The sequence below is a fragment of the Rhodovulum adriaticum genome, from assembly GCF_004345735.1.
In the GTDB taxonomy this organism is placed as follows: domain Bacteria; phylum Pseudomonadota; class Alphaproteobacteria; order Rhodobacterales; family Rhodobacteraceae; genus Rhodovulum; species Rhodovulum adriaticum.
Window position 1 is genome coordinate 34,799 of record NZ_SLXL01000003.1, and the last position, 16,899, is coordinate 51,697.

Below are 16,899 nucleotides of genomic sequence, written 5' to 3' on the forward strand. Positions count from 1 at the left end.
TTGTCAAAGCGCGCGATCGGTCCAATGCGCTTTCACCGGCACGATGTGGCCGGCAGGCGTCGTCCGGCTCAGAGCGACACCAGATAGGCCGCCAGCACCAGCGCCAGGCTGATCGCACCGGGAAACAGCAGGCGGTCGATGTTCAGATCGAACAGCAGATGAAGCCCGCGAACGGAATTTTGTATGGCGTGCATCGTGACCTCCTCGGAGTGAACGGATTCAACCCGTCGAGTGCCAAGGGTAATGCAAGATTGTGGCCGGAATTCGACCGATCAGGGGCAAAGGATGTCGTTGCTCAGGGCAAAGGCCATCAACGCCAGCAGGATGCTGAGACCCAGCGTCATCAGAACCCGGATGGCGCGGTCGCTGGGCGGGCGCCCGGTCACTGCCTCATAGGCGTAAAAGACCAGGTGACCGCCATCCAGAACCGGGATGGGAAACAGGTTCAGCAGGCCGACCGCGGTCGACAGCATCGCGATGAACCAGATGAAGCTGAGCGCGCCCTGGCTGGCCGCCGCGCCAGAGCTTTCGGCGATGCCGATCGGCCCGGACAGGTTGCACGAGCTGATGGCACCGGTCACCATGTGGTACAGCGCCGACAGGCTGGACTGGATGATGTAATATATCTGGTCGACGCCATGCACCAGCGCCCCCCAGGGCCCGGGCGTCCGGGTCGCCGGGTCGAAGACAAGCCCGCCGGTCATCCCGATCAGCCAGCGCTGCTCGAACCCGCCATCGGGCAGCGGCAGATCCATGCGGCGGGGCGTCAGGCCGAATTCCAGATCCGTGCCATCGCGCCAGACACGTAGGGTGACCGGGGTGCCGCCGGCCTCTGCGATCAGGCTTTGCAATTCGGAAAAGGCGATGATCTCCTGCCCGTCGACGGCGCGGACCACATCGCCTTCCTTCAGGCCGACCTCTGCCGCGGCCGAACCGGGCTGGACGGACTGGATCAGCGGCGGGAACGGATACGGCCCCGTAAGGTCCAGCCGCTGGCCCTCCCGCTCGACCGTGTAAAGCGTCTGCCCATCCAGGGGCAGCGCCGCGACCGCGTCGTAGAACGTCTGGAAATCGGGGGTGTCCACGCCGCCCAAGGCAACGATACGGTCACCCGGTTGCAGACCGTTGCTGTCCATCGCGGCCGCAGGCAGTTCGGCCATCTGCCCGACCGTCGGCGGCTCGATCGCCTCGCCGCGGAACATCACCAACCCGGCAAAGATCAGGATCGACAGGGCGAAATTGAACAGCGGCCCCGCGGCCACTGTGGCTGTGCGCGCCCACAGCGGCGCACCGTGCATCGTGTGGCGCCGCGTATCGTCATCCAGCTCGGACAAGAGCGCATCACTCTTGCCGCTTGCCGCGTCCGCATCCCCCAGAAAGCGCACATATCCCCCCAAGGGCAGCGCCGCGATCTGCCAGCGGGTGCCGTTCTGATCCTCGCGCGAGAACAGCACCGGCCCAAATCCCAGCGAGAACACCTCGGAGTGGATCCCGGACCACCGCGCGACGATGTAGTGCCCGTATTCGTGGATCGTCACGATGATCGACAGCGCCACAACGAACGCCACCAGCGTAAAGGCGACGTTCCCGAAGGTCGGGATCTGGGACAGGATATCCAATTGGAAGCCTCTGTTTTACTGCTCGATCATCTGAACGACCGACACGGCGGTCTGCCGTGCCAGATGGTCCACCTCAAGCACTTTCTCAAGGCTGATCGCGTCATTTGTGAGGCCGCTTTCGCGCGAAAGCCTGTCGAGCACCGCCTCGACCACCTCGGACATCTGCGTGAATTTGATCTGCCGCGCCAGGAAGGCATCCAGCGCCGCCTCTTTCGCGGCGTTGAAGGCCGCGCCGGTCAACCCGCCGGCCTCCATCACCTCGCGGGCCAGGCGCAAGGCGGGCCAGCGTTTTTCGCAGGCCGGGCGGAAATTCAGTTGACCGATCTCGGTCAGGTCCAGCCGCGCCACGGGCAAGTCCGCCCGTTCGGGCCAGTTCAGCGCATACCCGATGGCGTGGCGCATGTCCGGCGGCCCGACATGGGCCATGATCGCCCCGTCGCGAAAGCCGACCAGGGCGTGGATCAGCGACTCGGGGTGGACGACGGCCTCGATCCGCTTGGGGTCGACGCCGAAATACTCTTTGGTTTCAATCAGCTCCAGCGCCTTGTTGAACATGGATGCGCTGTCCACGGTGATCCGCTGGCCCATAGCCCAGTTCGGATGGCTAGAGGCCTCTTCGGGGGTCGCCTTTTCCAATGCCTCGATCGGCCAGTCGCGGAACGCCCCGCCCGAGGCGGTGATGATGATCCGCTCGACGGCCTCCATCTCTTCGCCCACCAGCGCCTGAAAGACGGCGGAATGCTCGCTGTCCACGGGCAGGATGCGGGCCTTGTTCTGTTCGGCAGTGGCCAGCAGCAGCGGCCCCGCGGTGACCAGGCTTTCCTTGTTGGCAAGGGCCAGGGTGGTGCCATGTTGCAGCGCCCGCATCCCCGGCACCAGCCCCGCGGCCCCGACGATGGCCGACATGATCCAGTCCGAGGGGCGGTCCGCGGCATCGACCAGCGCCTGCGGCCCCGCGGCAACCTCTACCCCCGTGCCATCCAAAGCGGTTTTCAGGTCTTCGTAAAGTTCGGGATAGGCGGTGACGGCAAGGTCGGCCTGCAATTCGCGCGCCTGTTCCGCCAGCCGCGCGATGTTGCGACCGCCGGTCAGCGCGACCACGTCATAGGCCCCTGCCCCGCCCTGGCGGATCAGCAGATCGACCGTGTTTTCACCGATCGAGCCCGTGGCGCCGAAAATCGTGATCCGCTTGCGCATGCCGTCAAAACCTCACTTCGGGGATGTAGATCAATTGCGCGACGAGCAGCATGAAGAGCGCCGCCCCCATCAACCCGTCGAACCTGTCGCAAAGCCCGCCATGGCCGGGCAGCAGTGCCGAGCTGTCCTTGACCCCCATGCGCCGCTTCAAGGCGCTTTCGGAAAGATCGCCGACCTGGCTGGCCACCGACAGCAGCACAGAAAACGCCGCCAGCCCGACCCCGGCCCCGGCCCCGGCCCCGGTAAAGGCCGCAAAGATCAGCCCGACGCAAAGCGCCGCCAGCCAACCGCCCAAGGTGCCCGACCATGTCTTTTTCGGGCTGACGCGAGGCCAGAATTTCGGCCCGCCGATAAAGCGACCGGCGAAATAGCCCGCGACATCGGTGGCGATGACCACCAGCACCAGCCAAGCCAGCCAGGCCATGCCGTAACTGTCGCGAAACAGCGACAGCGCATAGCCGGCCAGCAGGATAGCTGCGGCAAAGCCCACGAAAAGCGCCCGGTTGCGCCCGATCTGCCCGGCACCGACCAGAACCGGCGCCAGCAGAACAGGCAGCACATAGATCCCGGGCAAGGCGCGCGCCAACAACACCGCGCTGGCCGCCAGCATGCCCAGTTGCACCGCCGCCGCGCGGTTGTCAGGGGCGGTCATCCGGGTCAGTTCCCAGATCATCACACCCACCACAGCGGCCGCCAGGCCCGCGAACCACGGCCCGCCCAGGCCGATCATCACCACGCCCAAAACCGCCAGCGCCGCGCCAGAGGCCAGCCGGGTTCGCAGATCCTCCCAGCTTCCGGGCATCAGGCCTTCACCGCGCCAAAGCGGCGGTCGCGCGTGGCATAGTCTTGCATGATCTTCTCGAAATGGGTCCGGGTGAAATCGGGCCAGAGAACCGGCGTGAACTCGTACTCCGCATAGGCCGATTGCCAGAGCAGAAAGTTGGATATGCGCGCCTCGCCGCTGGTGCGGATCACGAGGTCGGGGTCGGGCAGCAGACAGGTATCCAGAAAATGCGCCAGCGTTTCGGCATCCACATCCTCGGGGTCAAGGCGCCCGGCGGCCACCTCGCGCGCCAGCCGCTTGGTCGCGCGGGCCACCTCGTCGCGGCCACCGTAGTTGATCGCGATGGTCAGGTGCACAAGGTCGTTGTCCGCGGTCAGATCCTCCAGCGACTGCATCAAAGAGACCAGCTTGCCATCCAGCCGGTCACGATCGCCGATAAAGCGCACGCGCACGCCCTCATCGTGCAGCGCTTCGGCCTCTTTCTGGATGTAGCGGCGGAACAGCATCATCAGCCCGGCCACCTCGGCCTGGGTGCGTTTCCAGTTCTCGGTCGAGAAGGCAAAGATCGTCAGGTAGCGAATGCCCAGATCCGGGCAGGCCTCGACGATCTCGCGCACGCGGCGCGCGCCCGCCTGATGGCCGTACAGGCGCGGACGCCCGCGCATCTGCGCCCAGCGGCCATTGCCGTCCATGATGATCGCGACATGGGCCGGACCGGCTTGTGTGCTGTCTCTTGCGGCCACGCCGTCCCCCTATCGGCCCCGGATCATGGGACCGCTTCGCCTCAGACCTGCATGATCTCCGCCTGCTTGGTCTCCAGCGCCTTGTCGATCTGGGCGATATGCTTGTCGGTCAGTTCCTGGATCTCGTCATGCCAGATCTTCTGGTCGTCCTCGCTCATCCCGGCATTCTTGGCCTTCTTGAGCTGTTCCATGCCATCACGACGCACGTTGCGGACCGCGACACGGGCCTGTTCGGCATATTGCGCGGCGACCTTGGTCAGTTCGCGGCGGCGTTCCTCGTTCAACTCGGGGATCGGCAGCATGATGATCGTGCCGTTGGTCTGGGGATTGATGCCCAGGCCGGATTCCATGATCGCCTTTTCGACCTTGTTCACCAAGGACTTGTCCCAGACGTTGATCGTGACCATCCGCGGTTCGGGCACATTGACGGTGCCCACCTGGTTGATCGGCGTCGTCGCGCCGTAGGCGTCCACCATGACCGGGTCCAGCATGCTGGCCGAGGCCCGGCCCGTGCGCAGCGAGGCGAATTCATGTTTCAAGGCGACCATCGCGCCGTCCATACGGCGGGTGAGGTCGTCGAGGTCGATTTCCAGATCGTCTTCAGACATTGTCGTCTCTTCTCGTTCTTTCGGCGCCCTGAAGCGCTCTATACCGCTAACCGTGGACGATTGTATAGGTGCCTTGCCCGGCTAGGATGCCGCGGAAGCCACCGGGTTCGTCCAGCGAAAACACGATGATCGGCAGGTCATTGTCCCGCGCCAGCGCGATGGCAGAGGCATCCATCACCTTCAGGTTCTTCTGCAACACGTCGTCATAGGTGATCTCGTCATACCGATTTGCGTCGGCATGCTTGACGGGATCCTTGTCATAAACACCGTCCACCTTGGTGCCCTTAAAGATCGCCTCGCAGGCCATTTCGTTGGCGCGCAGCGTCGCGGCGGTATCGGTGGTGAAATAGGGGTTGCCGGTGCCCGCAGCAAAGATGATGACGCGCTTCTTTTCCAGGTGGCGCACGGCGCGGCGGCGGATATAGGGTTCGGCGACCTCGTCCATACGGATCGCGGTGATGACCCGGCAAAAGACGCCCAGGCTTTCCAGCGCCGATTGCATGGCCAGGGCGTTCATCACGGTGGCCAGCATGCCCATGTAATCGGCGGTGGTCCGCTCCATCCCCTGCGCCGACCCCTGCAACCCGCGAAAGATGTTGCCGCCGCCGATCACCATGCAGATTTCCACGCCCAGATCGCGCACTGCCTTCACCTCTCGGGCGATCCGTTCCACGGTGGGGGGGTGCAGCCCGTAGCCCTGGTCGCCCATCAGCGCCTCGCCCGAAATTTTCAGAAGCACACGGCCATAGGCCGGCGTCGGTTGATTGGCGCTGCCGTCGCTCATAGGGTCCCCGCTATCCCATTGTTTGGCTTGCCGGCAAAATGTCGGAAAACCACGGCGGGTTCAACGGGCAAAGACGGCAGGCAGGCACATGACGATCCCCTCTCTCGATCCGGCGCGACCGGTTCTGATCGCGGGTCCCACGGCAAGCGGCAAGTCCGCGCTGGCGCTTGCCATCGCGCGGGCGCAGGGGGGCGTGATCGTGAATGCTGACGCGCTGCAGGTCTTTGCGGGCTGGCGCATCCTAACCGCGCGCCCCTCGCCCCGGGACATGGCGCAGGCGCCACATGCGCTCTATGGCCATGTGCCTGTCGACGGGGCCTATTCTGTGGGGCACTGGCTGCGGGACGTGGCGCCGATCCTGCAAGGGGCGGACCGGCCGATCATCGTGGGCGGGACGGGTCTGTATTTCACCGCCCTGACCGAGGGGCTGGCCGAAATCCCGGCCACGCCCGACCAGATCCGCGCCGAGGCCGATACCCGTATTGCCGACGCGGGCATCGCCGCCCTGTTGGCGGAGCTGGACCCAGACACCGCGGCCCGGATCGACACGGCCAATCCCCGCCGGGTGCAACGCGCCTGGGAGGTGCAGCGCGCCACCGGGCGCGGGCTGGCCGCCTGGCAGGATGCCACGCCCCCGCCCCTGTTGCCGCTGGCCCGCACCCAACCCCTGGTGATCGACGCCCCGCGCGAGCAGTTGAACGCCCGGATCGAGGCCCGCTTCGACGCGATGATCGCCGAAGGTGCCCTGGAGGAAGTGCGCGCCAACCTGTCCCGCTGGGATCCGGCGGCGCAATCGGCCCAGGCGATCGGCGCGCCCGAACTGGTCGCCCATCTGCGCGGAGAAATTTCCCTGGATGCCGCCATTGCCGCGGCCAAGACCGCCTCGCGCCAATATGCCAAGCGTCAGCGCACCTGGTTCCGCTCGCGGCTGAAACAGTGGCCGCGCTGGCGGCCCGATTGGTGATCGGCCGGAACTGGCTGGGCGAAAACTGGACGAATCGGACAGGGTTTCCTTTGCCCGACGCTGCGAATCGGGCCAAAGTTGCCCCATCCGAACCTGTCTGCCCCTTTCTGTCCGCTGCCCCGAGACGCTGCCATGTCCCTGTTCCCGGAAATTCGCTTGGTTCCTTTCTCACGCCTGACCCAGGGCGGGCGCTGGCGGGTACAGGCGATGCGCAGTTACTCGGCACCGCAATTGCTGTGGATCACACGCGGCCAGGGCCGGATCACGGTGGGCGGGGTCACGGGCGGCTATGGCGCCCATAACGCGGTCTACATCCCGGCCCACACCATGCACGCCTTTGAGGTGACGGGGGCCGTCTACGGGACGGCTGTGATTTTTTCGGGGATGCCGGATCTGGAACTTCCTGAAACCTCGCATCACCTGCGTATCCGCGACGGCGCGGTGCAGGGCGAGTTCACCGGCCTTCTGGAAAGCCTGCAACGCGAGCTGGAGGGCCGCCGCCCCGCCGCCCGGCGCGCAGTTCAACATTATGCCGGTTTGATCTCGGTCTGGCTGGAACGCCAGATCGCCGAAGCCGAGGAACCCGTTTCCGCCACGGACTCGGCCCGCCGGCTGGCCGCGGGCTATGCCGCGCTGGTGGAAAAGGACTTTCGCAGCGACAAATCCGTGTCCGACTACGCCGCGGCCCTGGGCGTCACGCCCACCCATCTGACGCGGGTGTGCAAGCAGACCTGCGGGCGCACCGCGTCGGACCTGCTGACCGAGCGCAAGATCAGCGAAGCGCGGCGCCTGCTGGCGGACACATCGGCCCCGGTCAAACAGATCGCAGGCGCGTTGGGATACGGCTCTCCGGCCTATTTCACCCGCGTCTTTCACGACCGCACCGGCCAGGCCCCGCTGGCGTTCCGCCAGGCGATCTGAGCCCCCCGCCAGCCGATGCCTAGCCCAGCGACGTAACCCACAGGACGGTCGCGTCCTCTTCGCTGACAGAGATCACGTTGTGCCCCATCTCGGCATCATAATAGGCGCTGTCCCCGCGGCGCATCTCTACCGGGGCGTAGAATTCTGTAAACAGCTGCACGACGCCGGTCAGGACGTACAGGAACTCTTCGCCCGAATGGCGCACCCAACCGTCGAACTCGGCGATGTCGCGGGCGCGGATCCGGGTGCGGTAGGGCATCATCCGCTTCTGGCTCAGCGCGCCGGCCATCAATTCGTGTTCATAGGTGGCCGTCGCGTGAGAGGCCCCCTCGCCCATCCGGGTCACCGCCATGCGCCCGCCCCCCTGCGAGGCACGCGGCGGCGTGAACAACTGCGGCACGGTCACACCCAAGCCGGTGGCCAGCTTCTTCAGCGCCTCGTAGGTCGGTGACATTTGCGCGTTTTCGATCTTCGACAGGGTAGAGCGGGCAAGCCCCGCCTGTTTGGCGGCCTGTTCCAGGGTCCAGTTCTTGTCGGTGCGCAATTCGCGCACACGCTGGCCCAGATCCACGGCCTCGGGCGGCGCGTCGGTGCCGCTGGCGCGGGTAATGTGGATCAGGCTGTGCTCGCGCATTTCCTCCATGCTTTAAGGGTCTAGTCCTTGCCCCTTGCAACCGCAAGAGCGCGGGGCTAGCACCGCCGCATGCTTGCACTTTATGACGAAGGGGCCCCGACCCCCTGCCCCGCCCCGTTCAACCTGACCGCCCATGTGCTGGCCACGGCCCTGACCGACCCCGACAAGATCGCCCTGGCGATCATCGGCCCCCACGGCGCCGACAGGTGGAGCTATGGACGGCTGGCCGCGGCCGTGCGCGGCCTGGCGGGCGGGCTGGCCGAGATGGGGCTGGCGCCCGGTACGCATGTCCTGTTGCGCCTTGGAAACGGGGTTGAGTTTCCCATCGGGTTTCTGGGCGCCATCGCGGCGGGGCTGATCCCGGTGCCGACCTCGGCGCAACTGACCGGCCCCGAGATCACCAAGCTGGCCGCCGAGGTGGAACCGGGCGTGATCCTGGCCGGTCCCGACATCGCCCTGCCCGAGGGGTGCGCAGCGCCGGTGCTGGATATCGACGCGCAGCGGGCGTTTTACGAAAGCGACCCGGCGGATTATGTGATGGGCGATCCGAACCGCCCGGCCTATGTGGTCTATACCTCGGGCACATCCGGGCGGCCGCGTGGCGTAATCCATGCCCACCGCGCAGTCTGGGCGCGGCAGATGATGTGGGACGGCTGGTACGGGCTGACCCGCGATGACCGTCTGCTGCATGCGGGCGCGTTCAACTGGACCTACACGCTGGGCACCGGGCTGCTGGATCCCTGGGCCATCGGGGCAACCGCGCTGATCCCGGCGCCGGGGGTGCGGCCCGCGCAGCTGCCGCTGTTGCTGAAGCGCTTTGACGCGACGATCTTTGCCGCCGCGCCCGGCGTCTACCGGCCGATGTTGCGGGATTTTCCCCATCTGGTGCTGCCCAAGCTGCGCCATGGCCTTTCTGCGGGCGAAAAACTGCCCGAGGCCACCCGCGCCGCCTGGCAAGAGGCCACCGGCACCAAGGTCTATGAGGCGTTGGGCATGTCGGAATGTTCCACCTTCATTTCCGGCAACCCGGCCCGCCCCGCACCCGCCGGTGCCTCTGGCTATCCGCAGCCGGGGCGGCGCATCGCGGTTCTGGGCCCCGACCACACCCCCGTCGAACGGGGCGAGCCGGGACAGCTGGCCGTGTCCAACCGCGACCCGGGCCTTATGCTGGGCTATCTGCGGGCCGAGGCCGAGGCGCGCCACCGCTTTGACGGGGAATGGTTCCTGACGGGGGACATGGTCAGCATGGCCGAGGATGGCGCAATCACCTATCTGGGCCGGGCCGACGACATGCTGAACGCGGGCGGCGTGCGCGTCTCACCGTTGGAGGTGGAGCGCGCCCTGCTGGAACACCCCGCGATCCAGGAAGTCGCTGCAACTGAAATCGCCATTAAGGCCGACACCACCGTCATCGCCGCCTTCTACACGGGCGAGGTGCAGGACGAGGCCACCTTGCAGGGCTTTGCCGCCGAACGGCTGGCCCGCTACAAGCAGCCGCGCCTTTACATCCACATGGACGCCCTGCCCAAGGGCGCGAACGGCAAGCTGAACCGCCGCCTGATCCGTCAGGACTACGAGGGCGCGCATGGTCTTGCTTGATATCTTTGCCGATCCGATCTGCCCGTGGTGCTATATCGGCAAGCGGCTGCTGGACACGGCCCTGCAGCGCCATCCCGATCATCCCTTTGCGATCACCTGGCATCCGTTCCAGTTGAACCCGGACATGCCGAAACAGGGCATGGATCGCCGTACGTACCTGGAGGCCAAGTTCGGCGGCAAGACGCAGGCGGCGCAAACCTATGCCGAGATCGCCGAGCATGCCCGCGAGGCCGGACTGGACCTGAACCTGGCCGCGATCACCCGCACGCCCAACACACTGGACGCGCACCGCCTGATCCACTGGGCGGGGATCGAGGGGCGGCAGCAGGCGGTCATCTCTTTCCTGTTCGAGGCATATTTCCAGAACGGGCAGGATATCGGCGACCCGGACATTCTGCGCGCCATCGCCGAGCGGGCCGAGATGGACGGGGCGATGATCGCCCGGCTGCTGGCCAGCGATGCCGATGTCGAAGATATCCGCGCCCGCGACGCCCATGCGCGCGAGCGCGGCGTGACCGGCGTGCCGACCTTCATCGTGGCGAACACCCATGCCCTGGTGGGCGCGCAGCCAACCACGCTGTGGGAAGACGTGATCGCCGAGTTGCGGGGCGGCGCACCGCAGGGAACCCGCCTGCAATAGCTTGTGATCTGTCGCGTTTTCGGCTGGCGCCGCCCTGCGATCTGTTCCAAGACGGGCGCACTCAGACCCAGTTGAAAGGATGGCAGCATGACCCCCCGGCGCCTCTCGCGGACGGAATTCATCGCGATGATGGCCCTGCTTTATGCCACGGTCGCCTTTTCCATCGACGCCATGCTGCCAGCCCTGCCCGAAATCGGGGCGGAACTGACGCCGGACAAGCTGAACCAGGCGCAATTCGTCGTCACGTTGTTCGTTGCCGGGATGGGGACAGGGACGCTGCTGGCAGGCCCGCTGTCCGATGCGTTGGGGCGCAAGCCGGTCATCCTGGGCGGTGCCGCGCTTTACATGGTGGGGGCCTTCCTGGCAGGAACGGGCGAAACGCTGGAGGCGATGCTGCTGGGCCGGTTCGTACAGGGGCTGGGCGCAGCGGGTCCGCGCGTTGTGGCGCTGGCGGTGGTGCGCGACCTTTATTCCGGCCGCGACATGGCCCGGATCGTATCCTTCGTGATGATGATCTTTACCCTGCTGCCCGCCCTGGCGCCCACGGTGGGGGCCGGGCTGATCGCGCTGTTCGGGTGGCGCGGCATTTTCGGGGCATTTGTCGTGTTCGCGCTGATTTCCGTCAGCTGGTACGCCATTCGCCAGCCCGAAACCCTGCCGCCCGCCCGCAGGCGCCAACTGGCCACGGGCCCCCTGATGGAAGCGGCGCGCGAGGTCTTCGCCGACCCGGTGGCGCGCACGGCAACGCTGGTACAGACGCTGATCTTTTCGGTGCTGTTCATGGTGCTGACCTCGACCCAGCAAATCTTTGACCAGTATTTCGGGCGGGGCGATACGTTCCACTGGTGGTTCGGGCTGATCGCGGTCATCTCGGGCAGTGCCAGTTTTCTGAACGCGATGCTGGTGGGCCGGATGGGCATGCGGTTTCTGATCCGCACCACATTGATCGTGCAGCTGTGCCTTTCGGCGCTGATGGCGGTGACGCTGTGGGCGGGCCTGTGGCCGGCCTGGGCCGAGTTTCCGGCCTATGTGATCTGGTCGATCACGATCTTTGGGATGCTGGGGCTGACCATCGGCAACCTGAACGCCCTAGCGATGGAACCGCTGGGCCATATCGCGGGCATGGCGGCCTCTATCATCGGGGCCTTGGCGACGGTCATGTCGGCGGTTCTGGCGATGCCGGTGGGGCAGTTGTTCGACGGCACGCCCCGGCCGCTGGCAACGGGGGCGCTGTTGGCCGTGGCCGGGGCGCTGATCCTGATGCGGCGCCTGCCCGACCGCTAAGCAATCCTGCGCAGCGCAAAACAAAGGGGCCGCGCAATTGCGCGGCCCCGATGCCAAACATGGTATACCCGATCAGCGCTTGGAGAACTGGAAGCTGCGGCGGGCCTTGCGGCGGCCGAACTTCTTGCGTTCCACGACGCGGCTGTCACGGGTCAGGAAGCCGGCAGCCTTCAGCGGCGCGCGCAGGCTGGGATCGTACAGTTGCAGCGCCTTGGAGATGCCGTGCTTGACCGCACCGGCCTGGCCCGACAGGCCGCCGCCCTTGACGGTCGCCTGCACGTCGAACTGGTCCTCGACGCCGGCCACGGTGAAGGGCTGGCGAAGGATCATCTGCAGCACCGGACGGGCGAAATAGGTGTTCAGCTCTTTGCCGTTCACCGTGACCTTGCCCGAGCCGGGCTTGATCCAGACGCGGGCGACCGCGTCCTTCCGCTTGCCGGTGGCGTAGGAACGGCCGAACTCGTCACGGACGGGTTCGCGCGGCGCTTCGGCCTCGGCGACGACAGCGGCCTCGCCCGAGACGGCCTCGTTCAGCTGGTCGAGGGATTTGATTTCTTCGGCCATCATGCGCTCCGGGTGTTTTTCTTGTTCATGGACTTCACGTCCAGGACTTCGGGGTTCTGCGCCACGTGCGGATGCTCGGCCCCGGCATAGACGCGCAGGTTGGTCATCAGCTTGCGGGACAGGCGGTTGCCCGGCAGCATGCGCTTGACCGCCTGGGTCACGACGCGCTCGGGGTATTCGCCCTCCAGCACCTGGGCGGCAGTGCGGTGCTTGATGCCGCCCGGGTGGCCCGTGTGCCAGTAGTATTTCTTGTCGGCGCGCTTGCGGCCGGTCATCTGCACCTTGTCGGCGTTGATGACGATCACGTTGTCGCCCATGTCCATATGCGGGGTGAAGGACGCCTTGTGCTTGCCGCGCAGGCGCATGGCGACGATCGAGGCAAGACGGCCGAGCACGACGCCCTCGGCGTCGATGACGATCCACTTCTTGTCGATATCCGCCGGAGTCGCGGTAAAGGTTTTCATATCTTGGCCCTATCGGCTGGATTGTCCTGAGGCGCAGCGAATTCCACGCCCCGTTCGGGATTGCGCCCTTCTAAGGGTTCTGCACGCACAGTCAAGTGCATCAATCCCGCATTATCGACATAAAAACAATGGCTTATAAATTAGGTATATAGATACCCCACTTTTCGCCATTCGCCAACACCCCCTGCCCCCTGCGGCGCATCCGCTTTCGCCGGGGAAATTTGCCTGATCTTTCAAATCTATCCTTGATCGACTCGAATGAAGGCCTTAGGTGCCCCTCTCACACGATCGGGACCGATCCCAACTTCGGGCCTTCCGGGGGGGCGCTAAGGGACCGACTGGATTCAATCTGCTGGTACGAAGGGGAGCGCCATGAAAGACGCCAACCTCTTCCAACTGGGGATCGGTCTGGAGACAGGCGCCCATGCGGAAGACACCCGCAGCCAATCGGCTGCAATCGCCACCCGTGACGTTTTCGACGATGATCGCGAGGACCACTTCGTCCGTCGCGATGGTGTCGTCTTTGCGGGTACGCATCTGATTATCGAGGTCGTCAACGGCCACGGCCTGGACGAAGAGCCGCGCATTCAGCAGGCGTTCCGCGATTGCGTGGACGAATGCGGTGCAACGCTTTTGCATATCCACACGCACAAGTTCAGCCCCCAGGGCGTCAGCGGCGTTGCCGTGCTGGCCGAGTCTCACATCTCGGTCCACACTTGGCCGGAAATCGGCTACGGCGCCTTCGATGTCTTCATGTGCGGCGATGCCGACCCGTGGGCGGCTGTCGGTGTCTTGCAGCGGGCCTTTGGCACCCAGGACGTGCGGGTCAAGGAACTGCTGCGCGGCGAAGGGCTGGTCACGGAGAGCCAGGCGGCATGAGCGACTGGGTCCGCGAAACCCTGCACCGCGACTACGCGCAATCCCTGCGCGTGGACGAGATGCTGTATGACAGCGAAACGTCGCATCAACGGCTGAAGGTGTTCCTGAACGGCACCTTCGGCCGCGTGCTGACGCTGGACGACGTGGTGCAGACCACCGAGGGCGACAATTTCATCTACCACGAGATGCTGACCCATGTGCCGATCCTGGCCCATGGCGCGGCGCGGCGCGTGCTGATCGTGGGCGGCGGCGATGGCGGCATGGCGCGCGAGGTGCTGCGCCACAACTCGGTCGAACATGTGACCATGGTCGAGATCGACGCCGGCGTGGTGGAGTTTTCCAAGCAATACCTGCCGATGCTCAGCGCAGGCGCGTTCGACGACCCGCGGCTGAACCTGGTGATCGACGACGGTGCGGCCTTCATGCGCAACACGTCGGAGAAATTCGATGTCATCATCGTTGATTCCACCGATCCGATCGGCCCCGGCGAGGTGCTGTTCACCGACACCTTCTACGGCCATGCCAAGCGCGCGCTGACCGAACGCGGCATCCTGGTCACCCAGAACGGCGTGCCCTTCATGCAGGGCGGCGAGTTGACCAACACGATGCGGGCGTTCAAGGCGCTGTTCACCGATTGGACCTGCTACCTGGCCACGATCCCGACCTATGCGGGCGGGCCGATGGCCTTTGGCTGGGGCACCGATGGGGATGCGGGTCAGGTCACGGTCGAGGAGTTGGAGGCGCGCTTTGCCGCCGCCGGGATCGAGACCGATTATTACACCCCCGCCGTGCACAAGGGCGCCTTTGCCCTGCCCGCCTATGTGGCACGGCTGATGCCTTAACGCCACGCGGCCCACGCAACCGCCCTGAACGGGTCACGGCGGTTGCTTTCCTCCCCCATCCCACTTAGACGTTCAGGTCAGAGCCGGTGGCACCGCCGCCGCTCTCCCCAAGAGGACTGGATGTCAGAGCTTGTGTGATAAGGCTCTCTGAAGCGCAGAGAGCCCGGTGAATTCAGAACCGCCGGACGCATCGCGTCCGGGGTGTTTTCTCACACCTGTCGCACGAGCATTCCATGAATATCTCACGAACCGAGCAACGTGTTCTGCACGTTCTGGCCCTGGGTGGCCTCATCATCCATGAACGGGGTGACGGCCCCAAGATCAACGCCATCACCTGCGTCACGCGCGAGGGGATGGTGCTGTCCGACTGCGATCTGAACGTCTTCTATCGTCTGCGCAAGAAACGCCTGATCGAGTCCCGCGACGGCAAGCCCTATCGCATCTCGAAACGCGGCCGAATGTCGGTGCGCGCCCAACTCGACAACCGGGGCGCATGACATGTCGACCACAAATCCCCCTGCCAACGGGCCGTCCCGCGCGGCGGCGCGGCCCGTTGCCCGCACGAAAAATTCCCTGCCCGAAGGAGCACAAGACATGGATATTCCACGTATCTTTACCATCACGGAAAGCACGCACCGCATCCACAACCCGTTCACCTCGGCCAAGTACGACACGCTTGGCAGGGTTCTTCGCCTTGCGCCGGGCACACGTATCCTGGACCTTGGCAGCGGGTCGGGCGAGATGCTGTGCACATGGGCACGCGATTTCGGAATCTCGGGAACCGGCGTCGATCTCAGCCCGCTGTTCTCTGAACAGGCAGCACGCCGGGCAGAGGAACTGGGCGTGGCCGACCGGGTCCGCTTCATCCACGGGGACGCGGCCGGGTTCGTGTCCGAGGACAAGGTCGGGGTCGCCGCCTGCATCGGCGCCACATGGATCGGCGGCGGCTTTGCTGGGACCATCGACCTTTTGTCCCGCAGCCTTGCGCCCGGCGGGATCATCCTGATCGGAGAGCCCTACTGGCTTGCCCACCCGCCGAGCGATGAGGCGGTGAAACGCTGCGGGGCGACAGCGCTGTCGGATTTCCCGACGCTTCCCGCGCTGTTGGGGGCGTTCCAGGCACTCGGCTACGATGTTGTCGAAATGGTCCTGGCCGACCGCGAAGGCTGGGACAGGTACGAGGCCGCCAAGTGGATGAACATGCGCCGCTGGCTGGACGACAACCCGGACGACGATTTCGCGGACGAGCTGCGCGAACATCTTTCGTCAGAGCCGACGCGCTATGCAGCCTATACGCGCGAATACATCGGCTGGGGCGTTTTCGCGCTGATGGCGCGCTGACGAACGCAAAGCGGATCGAGCGGTCCAGTGCCGCTCGATCCCGACCCGTGGCACATGGCGCGGCATTTGTGCGCGCCAGCGCCGCTATCCCATCGCGCGCAGCCGCCGGATCAGGCTGGAGGTATCCCAGCGGCCACCGCCCAGATTCTGCACATCCTTGTAGAACTGGTCGACCAGCGCGGTCACCGGCAGGCTGGCGCCGGTCTCTTCGGCTGTGGCCAGGCAGATCGCCAAATCCTTGCGCATCCAGTCCACGGCGAACCCGTGTTCGAACGCGTCGTCCAGCATGGTCTGATAACGGTTGACCATCTGCCAGCTGCCCGCCGCGCCGCCGCCGATCACCTCGACCACCGCGCGCCCGTCAAGGCCGGCCTTCTCGGCGAAATGTAGCCCCTCGGACAGGCCCTGCACCAGCCCGGCGATGCAGATCTGGTTGACCATCTTGGTCAACTGCCCCGCCCCGGTATCCCCCATCCGCTTGGAGAGCTTGGCATAACAGGCAATCACCGGCTCGGCACGGGTATAGATAGCCTCTTCGCCGCCGCACATCACGACAAGCTGTCCGTTTTCGGCCCCGGCCTGCCCGCCAGACACCGGCGCATCGATGAAACCGATCCCGCGCGCGGCGGCGGCGTCCGCCATCTCGCGCGTCACCTTGGCCGAAACGGTCGTGTGATCGACAAAGATTGTTCCCTCGGCCATGCCTGAAAACGCACCATCCGCACCGGCACAGACCGCGCGCAGGTCATCATCGTTGCCCACGCAGGCCATAACGACTTCCGCGCCCTTGGCGGCCTCGGCGGGTGTGGGCGCCGCTTGGCCGCCATGTTCGGCAACCCATTTTTCCGCCTTCGCGGCGGTGCGGTTATAGACGGTGACCTGGTGCCCCTTGGCGGCCAGGTGGCCCGCCATCGGATACCCCATCACGCCCAGGCCCAGAAACGCGACTTTCGCCATTCTTCCCCCCGATTGCATGTCCCTGCGATTGCCCTTACCTAACGGCTGGGTCCGGGGCGTCAACAACGGGGCAGA

Annotated in this window: 20 protein-coding genes; 9 read left to right on the plus strand and 11 right to left on the minus strand. The window is 65.6% G+C overall.

Annotated elements, in window-relative coordinates:
* Positions 1-68 precede the first annotated feature (68 nt).
* The 7 genes from EV656_RS16885 to pyrH all read right to left on the minus strand — a co-directional run bounded on the left by EV656_RS16885 (position 69) and on the right by pyrH (position 5,735).
* Positions 69-194, minus strand: coding sequence for a hypothetical protein (locus EV656_RS16885; RefSeq protein WP_274610539.1), 126 nt, complete (start codon positions 192-194; stop codon positions 69-71).
* 78 nt (positions 195-272) lie between these two features.
* A complete protein-coding gene (gene rseP / locus EV656_RS06285) occupies positions 273-1,619 on the minus strand; it encodes an RIP metalloprotease RseP (protein WP_132601065.1) in 1,347 nt (448 codons plus the stop codon).
* 15 nt (positions 1,620-1,634) lie between these two features.
* The gene (gene dxr / locus EV656_RS06290; RefSeq protein ID WP_132601067.1) at positions 1,635-2,816 is read right to left on the minus strand and encodes a 1-deoxy-D-xylulose-5-phosphate reductoisomerase; all 1,182 of its coding nucleotides are present in this window, start codon (positions 2,814-2,816) and stop codon (positions 1,635-1,637) included.
* 4 nt (positions 2,817-2,820) lie between these two features.
* Positions 2,821-3,618: a phosphatidate cytidylyltransferase gene (locus tag EV656_RS06295; RefSeq protein WP_132601069.1), complete on the minus strand. Its 798-nt coding sequence runs from the start codon at positions 3,616-3,618 to the stop codon at positions 2,821-2,823.
* Positions 3,618-4,343, minus strand: coding sequence for a polyprenyl diphosphate synthase (uppS, locus tag EV656_RS06300; RefSeq protein ID WP_279432458.1), 726 nt, complete (start codon positions 4,341-4,343; stop codon positions 3,618-3,620). The genes EV656_RS06295 and uppS overlap by 1 nt, the downstream gene beginning before the upstream one ends.
* A 41-nt stretch (positions 4,344-4,384) precedes the next feature.
* Positions 4,385-4,951: a ribosome recycling factor gene (gene frr, locus EV656_RS06305; protein WP_132601071.1), complete on the minus strand. Its 567-nt coding sequence runs from the start codon at positions 4,949-4,951 to the stop codon at positions 4,385-4,387.
* Positions 4,952-4,997: 46 nt separating this feature from the next.
* Complete coding sequence (gene pyrH, locus EV656_RS06310) at positions 4,998-5,735, minus strand: UMP kinase (RefSeq protein ID WP_132601073.1); 738 nt, start codon at positions 5,733-5,735, stop codon at positions 4,998-5,000.
* 88 nt (positions 5,736-5,823) lie between these two features.
* On the opposite strand from pyrH, the gene miaA reads away from it, so the two are divergent.
* Positions 5,824-6,699, plus strand: a complete 876-nt coding sequence (gene miaA, locus EV656_RS06315) for a tRNA (adenosine(37)-N6)-dimethylallyltransferase MiaA (protein ID WP_132601075.1) — start codon at positions 5,824-5,826, stop codon at positions 6,697-6,699.
* A 132-nt stretch (positions 6,700-6,831) separates the two neighbouring features.
* Positions 6,832-7,620: a helix-turn-helix domain-containing protein gene (locus tag EV656_RS06320; protein ID WP_132601077.1), complete on the plus strand. Its 789-nt coding sequence runs from the start codon at positions 6,832-6,834 to the stop codon at positions 7,618-7,620.
* A 19-nt stretch (positions 7,621-7,639) separates the two neighbouring features.
* Here the strand turns inward: EV656_RS06320 and EV656_RS06325 are convergent, their stop codons facing one another.
* On the minus strand, positions 7,640-8,254 hold the full coding sequence (locus tag EV656_RS06325) for a helix-turn-helix domain-containing protein (RefSeq protein WP_425057168.1): 615 nt from the start codon (positions 8,252-8,254) through the stop codon (positions 7,640-7,642).
* Positions 8,255-8,323: 69 nt separating this feature from the next.
* Between EV656_RS06325 and EV656_RS06330 the strand changes: the two genes are divergently transcribed.
* The 3 genes from EV656_RS06330 (at position 8,324) to EV656_RS06340 (ending at position 11,777) form a co-directional block, all read left to right on the plus strand.
* On the plus strand, positions 8,324-9,853 hold the full coding sequence (locus EV656_RS06330) for a class I adenylate-forming enzyme family protein (protein ID WP_132601081.1): 1,530 nt from the start codon (positions 8,324-8,326) through the stop codon (positions 9,851-9,853).
* On the plus strand, positions 9,840-10,493 hold the full coding sequence (locus tag EV656_RS06335; RefSeq protein WP_132601083.1) for a DsbA family oxidoreductase: 654 nt from the start codon (positions 9,840-9,842) through the stop codon (positions 10,491-10,493). Before EV656_RS06330 ends, EV656_RS06335 begins: the two co-directional genes overlap by 14 nt.
* A gap of 87 nt (positions 10,494-10,580) precedes the next feature.
* Entirely contained in the window at positions 10,581-11,777 is a 1,197-nt protein-coding gene (locus EV656_RS06340) for a multidrug effflux MFS transporter (RefSeq protein WP_132601086.1), read from the plus strand.
* 72 nt (positions 11,778-11,849) lie between these two features.
* Here EV656_RS06340 and rpsI read toward each other — a convergent pair whose 3' ends face one another.
* Positions 11,850-12,341, minus strand: coding sequence for a 30S ribosomal protein S9 (rpsI, locus tag EV656_RS06345; protein ID WP_132601787.1), 492 nt, complete (start codon positions 12,339-12,341; stop codon positions 11,850-11,852).
* Positions 12,341-12,805: a 50S ribosomal protein L13 gene (gene rplM / locus EV656_RS06350; protein WP_132601089.1), complete on the minus strand. Its 465-nt coding sequence runs from the start codon at positions 12,803-12,805 to the stop codon at positions 12,341-12,343. The genes rpsI and rplM overlap by 1 nt, the downstream gene beginning before the upstream one ends.
* 372 nt (positions 12,806-13,177) lie before the next feature.
* On the opposite strand from rplM, the gene speD reads away from it, so the two are divergent.
* The 4 genes from speD (at position 13,178) to EV656_RS06370 (ending at position 15,867) form a co-directional block, all read left to right on the plus strand.
* A complete protein-coding gene (gene speD / locus EV656_RS06355) occupies positions 13,178-13,684 on the plus strand; it encodes an adenosylmethionine decarboxylase (protein ID WP_132601092.1) in 507 nt (168 codons plus the stop codon).
* Positions 13,681-14,526 (plus strand): polyamine aminopropyltransferase, encoded by an 846-nt coding sequence (gene speE / locus EV656_RS06360; protein ID WP_132601095.1) that lies wholly within the window; start codon positions 13,681-13,683, stop codon positions 14,524-14,526. Before speD ends, speE begins: the two co-directional genes overlap by 4 nt.
* A 233-nt stretch (positions 14,527-14,759) precedes the next feature.
* Positions 14,760-15,023, plus strand: coding sequence for a YjhX family toxin (locus EV656_RS06365; protein ID WP_132601098.1), 264 nt, complete (start codon positions 14,760-14,762; stop codon positions 15,021-15,023).
* A gap of 97 nt (positions 15,024-15,120) precedes the next feature.
* Positions 15,121-15,867, plus strand: a complete 747-nt coding sequence (locus EV656_RS06370; RefSeq protein WP_132601101.1) for an SAM-dependent methyltransferase — start codon at positions 15,121-15,123, stop codon at positions 15,865-15,867.
* An 84-nt stretch (positions 15,868-15,951) separates the two neighbouring features.
* On the opposite strand, the gene EV656_RS06375 is transcribed toward EV656_RS06370, so the two are convergent.
* Positions 15,952-16,824 (minus strand): NAD(P)-dependent oxidoreductase, encoded by an 873-nt coding sequence (locus EV656_RS06375; protein WP_132601104.1) that lies wholly within the window; start codon positions 16,822-16,824, stop codon positions 15,952-15,954.
* Between the last annotated feature and the right edge of the window lie 75 nt (positions 16,825-16,899).